This window comes from Streptomyces sp. NPDC021622, assembly GCF_040640795.1.
Classification (GTDB): Bacteria; Actinomycetota; Actinomycetes; order Streptomycetales; family Streptomycetaceae; genus Streptomyces.
This window is the reverse complement of sequence record NZ_JBFACK010000002.1, coordinates 417,274-429,049: the sequence shown is the minus strand read 5'-3', so window position 1 is coordinate 429,049 and position 11,776 is coordinate 417,274. Positions and strand designations below refer to the sequence as shown.

Annotated in this window: 11 protein-coding genes; 9 read left to right on the top strand and 2 right to left on the bottom strand. The window is 69.7% G+C overall.

The window, feature by feature from the left end:
- Window position 1: 1 nt before the first annotated feature.
- Window positions 2-955 (bottom strand): PstS family phosphate ABC transporter substrate-binding protein, encoded by a 954-nt coding sequence (locus AB0G47_RS06310; RefSeq protein ID WP_360764602.1) that lies wholly within the window; start codon window positions 953-955, stop codon window positions 2-4.
- Between the two features lie 212 nt (window positions 956-1,167).
- The gene (locus tag AB0G47_RS06305; protein WP_360764600.1) at window positions 1,168-1,527 is read right to left on the bottom strand and encodes a metalloregulator ArsR/SmtB family transcription factor; all 360 of its coding nucleotides are present in this window, start codon (window positions 1,525-1,527) and stop codon (window positions 1,168-1,170) included.
- A 181-nt stretch (window positions 1,528-1,708) separates the two neighbouring features.
- Here AB0G47_RS06305 and AB0G47_RS06300 point away from each other — a divergent pair, with 181 nt between their 5' ends.
- From AB0G47_RS06300 to AB0G47_RS06260, 9 genes are all read left to right on the top strand, one after another.
- On the top strand, window positions 1,709-3,082 hold the full coding sequence (locus AB0G47_RS06300) for an NAD(P)-binding domain-containing protein (protein ID WP_360764599.1): 1,374 nt from the start codon (window positions 1,709-1,711) through the stop codon (window positions 3,080-3,082).
- Between the two features lie 5 nt (window positions 3,083-3,087).
- Entirely contained in the window at window positions 3,088-4,371 is a 1,284-nt protein-coding gene (locus AB0G47_RS06295; RefSeq protein WP_360764597.1) for an MFS transporter, read from the top strand.
- Between the two features lie 75 nt (window positions 4,372-4,446).
- On the top strand, window positions 4,447-5,511 hold the full coding sequence (locus tag AB0G47_RS06290; RefSeq protein ID WP_360764595.1) for an iron ABC transporter substrate-binding protein: 1,065 nt from the start codon (window positions 4,447-4,449) through the stop codon (window positions 5,509-5,511).
- Window positions 5,512-5,612: 101 nt separating this feature from the next.
- A complete protein-coding gene (locus AB0G47_RS06285) occupies window positions 5,613-7,076 on the top strand; it encodes an iron ABC transporter permease (protein ID WP_360764594.1) in 1,464 nt (487 codons plus the stop codon).
- Between the two features lies 1 nt (window position 7,077).
- Window positions 7,078-8,157, top strand: a complete 1,080-nt coding sequence (locus AB0G47_RS06280) for an ABC transporter ATP-binding protein (protein ID WP_360764592.1) — start codon at window positions 7,078-7,080, stop codon at window positions 8,155-8,157.
- A 769-nt stretch (window positions 8,158-8,926) separates the two neighbouring features.
- Window positions 8,927-9,130 carry a cold-shock protein gene (locus AB0G47_RS06275; protein WP_023586116.1) on the top strand — a complete coding sequence of 68 codons (204 nt, stop codon included), beginning with the start codon at window positions 8,927-8,929 and terminating at the stop codon, window positions 9,128-9,130.
- Window positions 9,131-9,471: 341 nt separating this feature from the next.
- On the top strand, window positions 9,472-10,968 hold the full coding sequence (locus AB0G47_RS06270; protein ID WP_360764590.1) for a DEAD/DEAH box helicase: 1,497 nt from the start codon (window positions 9,472-9,474) through the stop codon (window positions 10,966-10,968).
- Between the two features lie 46 nt (window positions 10,969-11,014).
- Window positions 11,015-11,416 carry a CBS domain-containing protein gene (locus tag AB0G47_RS06265; protein WP_360764589.1) on the top strand — a complete coding sequence of 134 codons (402 nt, stop codon included), beginning with the start codon at window positions 11,015-11,017 and terminating at the stop codon, window positions 11,414-11,416.
- A gap of 48 nt (window positions 11,417-11,464) precedes the next feature.
- The gene (locus AB0G47_RS06260; RefSeq protein ID WP_360764587.1) at window positions 11,465-11,773 is read left to right on the top strand and encodes an SCO5918 family protein; all 309 of its coding nucleotides are present in this window, start codon (window positions 11,465-11,467) and stop codon (window positions 11,771-11,773) included.
- Window positions 11,774-11,776 lie beyond the last annotated feature (3 nt).

Here is an 11,776-nt window from a genome sequence, read left to right as displayed (position 1 = left end):
ACTACTCCTTGCCGCTCTTGAACTTGTCGAAGGTGGCCTTGAGTTCCTTCTCCTGCGCGCTGTTGAGCGGGATGAACTTGGCGTCCTTGGCGACGTCGGCGTTGTTCTCCACGTAGTACTCGACGAACGCCTCGACCTCGTCCCGGTCCAGGGCCTTCTGCGAGGGGTAGATGAACAGCGGCCTGGAGAGCGGCTTGTACGTGCCGTCCTGCGCGGCCTTGACGCTGGGCGCGACACAGCCGTCACCGCCGTCGATCTTCAGTGCCTTGACCTTGTCGGTGTTCTCCTCGAAGTAGGAGTAACCGAAGTAGCCCAGACCGCCCTTGGAGCCGGCGACGCCCTGCACGGTGACGTTGTCGTCCTCGCTCGGGCTGTAGTCGGTACGGGACTTGCCCTCTTCACCGTTGATCTTCTCGGTGAAGTAGTCGAAGGTGCCGGAGTCGGTGCCCGCGCCGAACAGCTTGAGGGGCTCGTCGGGGAACTTCGCGTCGATGTCCCGCCAGTTGTCGACCTTCGAGCCCGGCTCCCACATCTTCTTCAGCTGGGCGGTGGTCAGGCAGTCCGCCCAGTCGTTGTCCTTGGGTACGACGACGGTCAGCGCGTCGTTGGCGACCATGAATTCGTCGTACGTGACGCCGCCCTCGTCACACGCCTTCTTCTCCTCGTCCTTGATGGGCCGCGAGGCGTCGGAGATGTCGGTCTCGCCCTTGCAGAACTTCTCGAAGCCGCCGCCGGTGCCCGAAGTGCCCACCGTGACACGGATCTTGGGCTGCTCCTCGGCGAACAGCTCCGCCGCGGCCGTGGACAGCGGCGCGACCGTGGAGGACCCGTCGACCTTCACGGTGCCCGACACCTGATCGCCGCTGTCGCCGTCGCTCCCGCCACAGCCGGTGAGGGTCACCGCCGCCAGACCGATGGCCGACAGCCCCGCCAGCCCCTTGCGCACACCATCCACGACGCACCTCTATCTGTCGGCCCGTCAAGTGCGGGCTGCCAGGCGGCCGTTGGCCGCAACCAACGACATAGATAGAAGTACGTCTATGTTAACGGGGAGCGAAGGAAGGATGACTCACACCTGAACATAGATGGAGGTCTATGAATGAGGTTCGCGTCACGACGGGGGCCTCGGTGGCGGCGGACCGACGCACTGGCCAACGGGCCGGCGCGTCAGGCTGCGACGTGCCCCAGCATCTGCCCCATCGCGGCGATGACTGCCGGCTCGACGCGGTAGTACACCCAGGTCCCGCGCCGCTCGGAGGCGAGCAGCCCCGCCTCTTTCAGCTTCTTCAGGTGGTGGGACACCGTGGGCTGGGACACCCCGACGTCGGAGATGTCGCAGACGCATGCCTCGCCGCCCTCGTGCGAGGCGACCAACGAGAACAGTCGCAGCCGGACCGGATCGCCGAGCGCCTTGAACATCGCGGCCGTCCGCGCCGCCTCCTCGGCGGTCAGCGGGCGCTCGGTCAGGGGTGGGCAGCAGGGATCGACGTCTGACTCCAGCAGGGGCAAGGCCTTCACGTTCGACATACGTCTATGTTGACACACGTCGAATCAACCGGACTGCCTGCCGCCGATGACGCGACATCGAAATGCTCCATGATCGGACCCCGCTGATTCGATGCATGTCTATGTTGACGTGTATCGAAACAGGTGTAATGCTTGGGTACGCAAGCCATCGACGGATGTCGAAACAACCAGGGGAGTCACCGTGACTGAGCCGATCAACGACGCGCCTGCCACTGCCCTGCCCACCGTGGTGATCGGCGCCGGACCGATCGGTCTGGCCGCCGCGGCCCGGCTTATCGAGCGAGGCATCGAGCCGCTGGTCCTGGAGGCCGGAGCCGCAGCCGGAAGCGCCGTGCGCGAGTGGTCGCACGTACGGCTCTTCTCGACCTGGGCCGAGGTCGTCGACCCCGCCGCCGAGAAGCTCCTGGCCCCCACCGGCTGGGTGAAGCCGGACGGCGCCACCTGTCCCACCGGCGGCGACTGGGCGAAGAAGTACCTGCAGCCGCTGGCCGACGTCCTGGGCGAGAGGGTCCGCTTCGGTGCGACGGTGACCGGTGTCTCCCGCCAGGGCCGCGACCGGGTCGTCGACGCCGACCGCGAGCAGCAGCCCTTCACCGTGTACGTCCAGAACGCCGACGGCAGCGAGGAGCGGATCACCGCCCGCGCGGTCATCGACGCCTCCGGCACCTGGTCGACGCCCGGCCCGATCGGCGGCGACGGCCTGCCCGCCCTCGGTGAGCGCGCCGCGGCCGCGCACATCTCGTACCGCGTGCCCGACCTCAACGACCCATCCGTACGCGCCCGTTACGCGGGCAAGCGCACCGCGGTCATCGGCTCCGGCGCCTCCGCGTTCACCGCGCTCGCCTACCTGGCCGACCTCGCCAAGGAGGCAACTGCCACCCACACGGTCTGGGTCCTGCGGCGCGGCATCAGCGGCTCGACCTTCGGCGGCGGCGAGGCGGACCAGCTGCCTGCCCGCGGTGCGCTGGGCCTGGCGGCCAAGGCGGCGGTGGACGACGGTCACGCCGATGCCGTCACCGGGTTCCGCACCGATGCCGTCGAGTGGAGCGGCGAGCAGCTGGTGCTCGTGGCCGAGGACGGGCGCCGCCTCGACCCGGTCGACGAGGTCATCGTCCTCACCGGCTTCCGCCCCGACCTGTCCTTCCTGAACGAGCTGCGCCTGGGACTTGATGAACGCCTGCAGGCCCCGGTCGACCTGGCCCCGCTGATCGACCCCAACGTCCACTCCTGCGGCACCGTCTACCCACACGGCGTGGGCGAGCTCTCCCACCCGGAGAAGGACGTCTACCTGGTGGGCATGAAGAGCTACGGCCGCGCCCCGACGTTCCTGGCCATGACCGGATACGAGCAGGTCCGCTCCATCGCCGCATCCCTCGCCGGAGACCAAGAGGCCGCCGAGCGCGTGGAGTTGACCCTGCCGGAGACCGGGGTCTGCGGCGGGGCGGGTCTCTTCGACGAGCCCGAGAGCGCGGAGGGGGCCGGCGGGGGCTGCTGTGCCACCCCGGCCGTGGTGCAGCTCGGCGTCGGCGCGCCGGTCACCTCCGGCGGCTGCTGACCACCGTGTCCCGCACCGACGCAGACGCAGCCGCGACCGGAACCGGAACACCGGACCGCTCGCGGCCGCGCGCCGTCCTGCCCGCGCTGTGCGCCACGCAGATCACCAGTTGGGGAATCGTCTACTACGCCTTCCCCGTCCTCAACTCCCACATCACCGCCGACACGGGATGGTCGACGGCGGCCACAACCGCCGCCTTCTCAGGGGCCCTTCTCGTATCCGCCGCCGCTGGAATACCCGTGGGGCGCGCCCTCGATCGCCGCGGCCCGCACCTGGTGATGACCGCGGGCTCGGTCATCGCCGCGACGGCTGTACTGGCCATCGCGGCCGCCCCGAACCTGGCGGCCTTCGTCGCGGCCTGGCTGCTCGCCGGGGTAGCCATGGCAGCCACCTTCTACCACCCGGCGTTCGCCGCCCTCACCCGCTGGTGGGGCCCGCACCGCGTGCGCGCGCTCACCGTGGTGACCCTCGCTGGCGGCCTTGCCTCCACCGTCTTCGCCCCGCTGACCGCTGTCCTGGCGGACCACCTGAGCTGGCGTGCGACCTACGCTGTCCTCGCCGCGATCCTCGCCCTCATCACGATCCCCGCCCACGCCCTCGCACTGCGCGCACCCTGGCCACCGGCGCCACCACAACCCGACCATCTGACGGCCGAAGGGCACCGCAGCATCGCGCGGGGCCGTCCCTTCCTCCTGCTCGCCGCCGCCTTCACCCTGTCGGGATTCGCCGTGTACGGGGTCGTCATCGGACTCGTACCACTCCTGACGGAACGTGGCGCAGATCCGACAACGGCAGCCTGGGCCCTGGGACTTGGCGGAGCAGGACAGACCCTCGGCCGCACCCTCTACGCCACTCTCGCCCGCCGTACCGGCGTCGCCACCCGCACCGTCGTGCTGCTCGCAGCAGGCGGTGCCACCACGCTGGCGCTCGGCCTCGCCCCAGGCCCCATCCCGCTCCTGATCCTCCTGGCCGTCCTGGCCGGCATCGTCCGAGGCAACCTCACCCTCCTCCAGGCAACCGCCATCACCGACCGCTGGGGCACCACCCACTACGGCCGCCTGTCCGGACTCCTGGCGGCCCCGGCGACCGTCGCCGCAGCACTGGCACCCTGGGCCGGAGCGAGCCTGGCCCAACAACTGGGCGGCTACGCCGAGTTGTTCACCGTGCTCTCCGTGACCTCGCTCGCCGCAGCGCTCCTGGCGATCGGCTCCGCCGGCCTCCAGCGCAAGCGTCATCTCACTCTGATGCCGCGCTTGCCTCGCCATCCCCGCCGCCTAAGGTTAGCCTGACCTAATAATTGCTATTTGCCCGAAAAGATCAGGTGCCCCATGTGCAGCCCGGCCGGCCGGCAGCGGAGGAGTGGGATGGTGCGTACCCCCTGGATGAGGCTCGCGAAGGCGTCGGCTCTCGGCGGTGTGTTGGCCCTTGGAGCCGCGGCCTGCGGCTCGGATCAGGGCGGGCAGAGCGAGTCGGGGCCCGATTCGGGGTCCGACAAGAAGATCACCGTGTACAGCGGCCGGAGCGAGTCCCTCGTCAAGCCCGTACTCGACGACTTCCGGGAAGCCACCGGCATCACCGTCGATGTGCGCTACGGCGACACCGCCGCGATGGCCGCCCAGCTCCAGGAGGAGGGCGACCGGAGTCCGGCCGACGTCTTTCTCGCCCAGGACGCCGGGGCTCTGGGAGCCGTGGCCAAGCAGGATCTGTTCGCCGAGCTGCCCGACGCAGTCCTTGACAAGGTGCAGGACGCCTACCGGGACGACGACGGGGAGTGGGTCGGGGTGACCGGCCGCGTGCGCACGATGGTCTACAACGTGGACCAGGTCCCCGGCTCGGACCTGCCGAAGTCCGTGTTCGAACTGACCGAGCCCCAGTGGAAGGGCAAGGTCGGCATCGCGCCGACCAACGGCTCGTTCCAGGCGTTCATCACGGCGATGCGCGTGCAGCACGGCGATGACAGGACCAAGGAGTTCCTCACGGGGCTGAAGGCGAACGACGCTCAGATCCGGGAAGGGAACGCGCCCATCGTCGCCGACGTGAACAAGGGCAGGATCGCCGCCGGTCTTGTCAACCATTACTACGTGTACGAGCTGGCGAAGGAGGAGGGCACCGCCGTCGACGCCCTCAAGGCGAAGAACCACTTCTTCCCGGACAGGGACATCGGCAGCCTGGTGAACGTCTCCGGGGTCGGCGTGCTGAAGAAGGCCGACGACGATCCCGACGTGCGTGCGTTCGTCGACCATCTCCTGGGCAAGCAGGCGCAGACCTACTTCGCCGAAGAGACGTACGAGTACCCGCTGGTGGCCGGTGTCGACTCCGCCCCCGGCCTGCCCGAGCTCTCGTCGCTGAACGCGCCGGACATCGACCTCAACGACCTGGACGATCTGGAGGCCACGGTCGAAATGATCAAGGATTCGGGGCTCGTCTGAGCACGCCACCTGCCCTTGCCCTGCGTCGGGTACGGCGATTCCTTCCGCGCCCGACACTGGCGGCTGCCGCGACGCTTGCGGTCGGCATCGCACTCATTCCGTTGGCCTACCTGGGCGTACGGGTCGGCGAGGCAGGCTGGGCCCGGATCACCGATGAGCTGTTCACGGCGCGCACCGGGGCGCTGGCCGTCCGGAGCGTGGCGCTGGCGGCGGTGGTCACAGCGGCGTGCACCGTACTCGGCGTGGTCCTGGCGTTTCTGGTCACCCGTACCGACGTACCGATGCGGCGGCTGTTCGGGCTGCTCGCCGCGCTGCCGCTCGCTGTCCCCAGCTACGTCGCCGCTTTCGCCTGGGTCTCCACCGTCGAGGGCTTCGAGGGCTTCTGGGCGGCCGCACTCGTCCTCACACTGGTCTCGTACCCGTACGTCTACCTGCCGGTCGCCGCCGCGCTGGCCGGCGTGGACCCGGCGCAGGAGGAAGTGTCGCGGTCACTGGGGCGGGGGCCCTGGCGCACGGCGGTCGGTGTGACGCTGCGCCAGGTGCGGCCGGCTGTGGGGGCAGGCGCGCTGCTCGTCGCGCTGTACGTGCTCTCCGACTTCGGTGCCGTCTCCATCGTGCGCGTCGACGTCCTCACCCGAGCCGTCTTCACCTCGGTCAACCTCGGCTTCGACCGCACCGGTGCGCTGGTGCTCGCCACGGTGCTCGTCGCCCTCACCGCTCTCGTCCTCCTGGCCGAACAGCTCACCCGACGGCGCGGTGCCCGCTACGCCCGCGTCGGCGGCGGGGCGCCCCGACCGCCGACCCGTCTGGACCTGGGCGTACTGCGGTGGCCGACCGCGCTCGCGGTCACCGGGGTGATCGCGACGGCTCTCGGTGTGCCGGCCGCCAGTCTGCTGCGCTGGTCCGTCGAGGGGGTCTCACGGCCCGGTTCGATCGCCGAGCTGGCCACCGCGGCACGAAACTCACTGGGAGTCGCCCTGCTCGGCACAGGTCTGACCGTGCTCCTCGCCCTGCCGGTGGGGCTGCTCACCACCCGTGTGCCCGGTCCGCTCGCCGTCGCCCTTGACCGCCTGACCTACCTCTCGCACGCCCTGCCCGGCCTGGTCATCGGCCTCTCGCTGGTGTTCTTCGGGATCAACGTCGCCTACCCGCTCTACCAGTCCGTGTGGCTGCTCGCGCTCGCCTACGCGGCGCTCTTCCTGCCCCTGGCCGTGGCCGCTGTCGGCTCCGCCGTGGCCCAGGCGCCACCCGGCCTGGAAGAGGTCGCCCGCTCGCTCGGACGCCGACGGGCGTACGTACTGCGCACGGTGACCGTGCCCCTGGCCGCGCCCGGCATCGGCGCCGGGGCCGCACTGGTCTTCCTCACCTGTATGAAGGAGCTCCCCGCCACCTTGCTGCTGCGCCCGACCGGCCTTGACACGCTCGCCACCGAACTGTGGGCACAGACGTCGGTCTCCGCATACGCCGCCGCCGCACCCTACGCGGCCCTGCTGGTACTCATCGCCGCCGTGCCCACCTGGTGGCTGTCGGCACGCACCGGAGTCCTCACCCGGGGAGGCGGCTGACATGGCGGAACTACGCATCGCCGACGTCCGCAAGGCCTATGGCCGCGTCCAGGCGCTCGATGGTGTGAACCTCACCGTCCGCTCCGGCACGCTGGTGGCCGTGCTCGGCCCCTCGGGCTCGGGCAAGACGACACTGCTGCGCTGCATCGCCGGCTTCGAGACGCCGGACGGAGGCGACATCCGCGTCGACGGCCACCGGGTCGCCGTCCGCGGTGCCGCGGTGCCGCCCGAGCGACGACGGATCGCGGTGGTCCCCCAGGAAGGCGCGCTCTTCCCGCACCTGTCCGTCCTGGGCAATGTCGCCTACGGCCTTGACCGGGCCACCCGCCGGGGCGGCCGCGCGGACGCGGTACTTGACCTGGTGGGCCTGGCCGGCTTCCAGGACCGGATGCCGCACCACCTCTCCGGCGGGCAGCAGCAGCGCGTAGCCGTCGCCCGCGCACTCGCGCCGCGCCCGCCGGTCGTGCTGCTCGACGAGCCGTTCAACGCGCTCGACGCCGCGCTGAGGGCCGAGGTGCGCCGGGACGTATGGCACGCCCTGCGCGCCGACAACGCCACGGCCGTCCTCGTCACCCACGATCAAGCGGAGGCCCTGTCGATGGCCGACGACGTCGCGGTCATGCGAGACGGCCGGATCGTCCAGAGCGGACCGCCCGAACGCCTCTACCACGCACCGACCAGCCCGTGGGTGGCCGGTTTCGTCGGCGACGCGGTCTGGCTGCCCGCCGTCCTTGACGGCAACCGGGCCCGCACCCCGCTGGGCGCCATACCGGTCACACCCGCCGAAGGCGCCCTGCCGACCGGACCGATGCGCGTGCTGCTACGGCCCGAGCAGATCGCGCTCGCCCCGCCCGGGGCCCCCGACACGGCCACCGCGACCGTCGTACGACGCGACTTCTACGGCCACGACGCGGTACTCGCCCTGCGCCTGCGTGACGGCACGCCGGTGGCCGCCCGGATCTTCGACCCGGCCTCGGTCCCGCCCGCAGTCGGCGACGAGGTCGCTCTGCGCGTCCAGGGCACCGGCCGCGTCTTCTCGCACAGCGGACGCCCGGCTCCCACCCGGCCATCCGCTCCGTAGGTGGCGGGGATCGACGAAAGCCCCGTTGTCTCCGGTGTGCCCGTTTCCCGGGCCGTCCTTCCGGCTTGCCTGTGGGCACGACGGCAGGTCCCTCACGCGTGGAATGTCATGCCCTGCAGCTGCTTGAGGTGGTCGGGATCGGTCCGGACACGGCCATCGCTCTGCTGATGACGGTGTGGGACAACCCGCAACGGCTGGGCAGCGAGGCGTCCTTCGCCTCGTTGTGGCCAACGCCGCCCTCCACAGGCGGGTATGGCACCGACCAGGCCGCCGTCGATGACAGGATCCTGACCGCTGATGTAGGACGCGTCGGCCGTCCAGCAGCTCTGCCCCCCCAGGACTTGCTCTGAGCGTCCGTGTCGGTCCATGCGTCGGCCCGATATCGCAACCCACCGCTGACGCAGACCCGCAGGCGCTCTGCGGGGGAGTAGTCGTACTGCGATTCTGCCTCGGGGCGACTCTTCCGGAAACATTGCACTCCGGGTGAATCAATATCTGTGCTCGAGACGTCAGGGTTTGATGGAACGCGCGGTGAGAGTTTATGCCGTGGTGAGCGGAGTGGAATGAGAAAACGCACACAGGTCGTTGCTGTGTGCTACCGTCTATCTCAGTTGCAGTTGTGGTTCCCAAAGCTTCAAGTGCCCCCACTCGGCTTCTGCCGGTGGGAGTGCTTTGTATTTCCGGTAATTTTCCCGGCGGGGTAATCATCGCGGCGACACGGTGTCCGCACAGTGTGGATTCCGATGTACTGCCCCAAAGGAGATATGACATGGCTGCTGGTACCGTGAAGTGGTTCAACGCGGAAAAGGGCTTCGGCTTCATCGAGCAGGACGGTGGCGGCGCTGACGTGTTCGCCCACTACTCGAACATCGCCGCCCAGGGCTTCCGGGAGCTGCTCGAAGGCCAGAAGGTGACCTTCGACATCGCGCAGGGCCAGAAGGGCCCGACGGCCGAGAACATCGTTCCGGCCTGACGCTGACTGCGTAGCTGGGGCCCGCATCCCTCGGGGTGCGGGCCCCAGCTACACGCATTTCCCGCGGTGTTTTCACCCGCGGACGACGCCGAGGAATCCGCGGTCTCACCCCGCGCGGGTTCTCCCCTCGGCGGTGCAGACGCATCCTGAAAAGCCACCCCGCAGTCGACGTCCGGATATTACGTCCCCGCCGCGTCACACATTTCGGCACTCGTGCCCGCATGGATTTCTGTCGGCCAGATGTGCTTTGTTTTTTCATGGGTCCATACTTGTAATTCTCCAGGCGGTCGCTCACCGCTGCGGGAATTCCTTGATATGTGCCGCATCGAGGAAGGTTCCGCATGAACCGCACACGCACGTACGACCGCTCTGCCCGCACCGGTAACGGCACTGCCGACGCCAGGAGGGGTGGCAGCCGCTTCGGCTCGCAGGCACCGCGCCGTTCCGGCGGGCCGGCCCGTTCCGGCGGTTACGGCCGTCGGCCCGCTGCGCCGCAGGGTGAGTTCGCGCTCCCCAGGACGATCACCCCCGCGCTGCCTGCCGTTGAGGGCTTCGCCGATCTCGACATGCCCGAGCAGCTGCTGGCCGAACTCGGCAGGCAGGGCGTCACCGTACCGTTCCCGATCCAGGGCGCGACGCTGCCGAACTCCCTGGCGGGCCGTGACGTCCTGGGCCGCGGGCGCACCGGCTCCGGCAAAACCCTCGCCTTCGGCCTCGCCCTGCTGGCCCGCACTGCTGGGCGGCGTGCTGAGCCCCGCCAGCCGCTGGGGCTGATCCTCGTACCGACACGTGAGCTGGCGCAGCAGGTGACCGACGCGCTCACCCCGTATGCCCGCTCCGTCAAGCTGCGGCTGGCCACGGTGGTGGGCGGGATGTCGATCGGCCGTCAGGCCGGCGCGCTGCGAGGCGGCACCGAGGTCATCGTCGCCACGCCCGGCAGGCTCAAGGACCTCATCGACCGTGGCGACTGCCGGCTGAACCAAGTGGGCATCACGGTCCTGGACGAGGCCGACCAGATGGCGGACATGGGGTTCATGCCGCAGGTCACCGCGCTCCTTGACCAGGTGCGTCCGGAGGGACAGCGGATGCTGTTCTCCGCCACCTTGGACCGTAACGTCGACCTGCTGGTGCGCCGCTACCTGACCGACCCCGTCGTGCACTCGGTCGACCCGTCGGCCGGTGCGGTCACGACGATGGAGCACCACGTCCTGCACGTCCACGGCGCCGACAAGCACGCCGCCACGACCGAGATCGCCGCCCGCGACGGCCGCGTGATCATGTTCCTGGACACCAAGCACGCCGTTGACCGGCTCACCCAGGACCTGCTCAACAGCGGGGTACGAGCCGCCGCGCTGCACGGTGGCAAGTCGCAGCCGCAGCGCATCCGCACACTGGCGCAGTTCAAGACGGGGCACGTCAGCGTGCTGGTGGCGACCAATGTCGCGGCGCGCGGCATCCACGTCGACAACCTCGACCTCGTCGTGAACGTCGACCCGCCCACCGACCACAAGGACTACCTCCACCGCGGCGGCCGTACCGCCCGCGCCGGCGAGTCCGGCAGCGTCGTCACCCTCGTCACACCCAACCAGCGCCGGAGCATGGCCCGCCTCATGACGGACGCCGGGATCCGGCCGCAGATCACGCAAGTCCGCTCGGGCGAGGAGGCGCTGAGCCGGATCACCGGCGCCCAGACCCCGTCCGGCATCCCGGTCGTCATCACCGCACCGGTAGCCGAACGCCCCAAGCGCAGCGCCTCCTCATCCCGAGGCCGACGCCGCCCCGCTTCGGCAACGCGGCGCGCACCCGTACGCCGGCCCGTCAGCGATGCGGCGGCCTAGAACCTTCGTGATCAGGAAGCTGACCCATCTCTGCAGGAGGCACCTTTTGACGCTGGTTCAGATGCAGCCGCGCCCGGCGAGCGCCCACCCCGCGCAGAACACGGTGGAGGCCAGGGACGTGGCCGGACCGCAAGTCTGGGACGACATGAGCGTGGAGGTGGCGCTCTCCGTCATGACCGCCGCCCGCACGGGCCGGCTGGTCGTCTGCGACCAGGACGGCCAGCGCACCGACCTGGTGACCCAGGCCGAACTTACCGCCGCCCGCGAGCACTCCGCCTACACGGACCGCATCCGCCTGCGCGACATCATCGGCGATCAGGGGGCGCCCATCTCGCCCGTGAGCACTGCCTCCGATGCCGAGCATGCGATGCGCTCCCGCCGGCTTGGTGCCCTGCCGGCGGTCGAGGGACGAGGAAGCGCCCTGGGCGTCCTTTCCCTCTCCCGCTGAGCCGCTCACCCAGGTCGGACCGCTCACTCCTTGTCTCTGTGAGGCCACATGCGTTGTGTCATCGCCCGCTTCCCCTTCGACCTCACCAAAAACGGCGTGCTGGAATCGATGAAAGGCATCAAACCCGAACCGGGCAGCGGCGCATCGGTGATCATCGGCCGCCGCCACTACCCGGTCAAGCAAGTCGGCCAGGTCATCACCCGCCAGGACCGGCGTGACTTCAGCGCCGCCGAAGTCCTTCGGGCCATGGCGCAGCTCGGCTTCACCTGCCGCGCCCTCCCCTCGGCCGCACCCGTACGCAACCTCAGCCCGCTCCAGCAGGCTTCCGCGATGCTCGGCACTCCCGTATCCGTCTGACCG

Bases quoted from the DNA above. Each gene is read 5' to 3' on its own strand.
- AB0G47_RS06305 (WP_360764600.1), bottom strand. From the start codon at position 1,527: ATGTCGAACGTGAAGGCCTTGCCCCTGCTGGAGTCAGACGTCGATCCC.
- AB0G47_RS06290 (WP_360764595.1), top strand. From the start codon at position 4,447: ATGGTGCGTACCCCCTGGATGAGGCTCGCGAAGGCGTCGGCTCTCGGC.
- AB0G47_RS06280 (WP_360764592.1), top strand. From the start codon at position 7,078: ATGGCGGAACTACGCATCGCCGACGTCCGCAAGGCCTATGGCCGCGTC.
- AB0G47_RS06275 (WP_023586116.1), top strand. From the start codon at position 8,927: ATGGCTGCTGGTACCGTGAAGTGGTTCAACGCGGAAAAGGGCTTCGGC.
- AB0G47_RS06270 (WP_360764590.1), top strand. From the start codon at position 9,472: ATGAACCGCACACGCACGTACGACCGCTCTGCCCGCACCGGTAACGGC.
- AB0G47_RS06260 (WP_360764587.1), top strand. From the start codon at position 11,465: ATGCGTTGTGTCATCGCCCGCTTCCCCTTCGACCTCACCAAAAACGGC.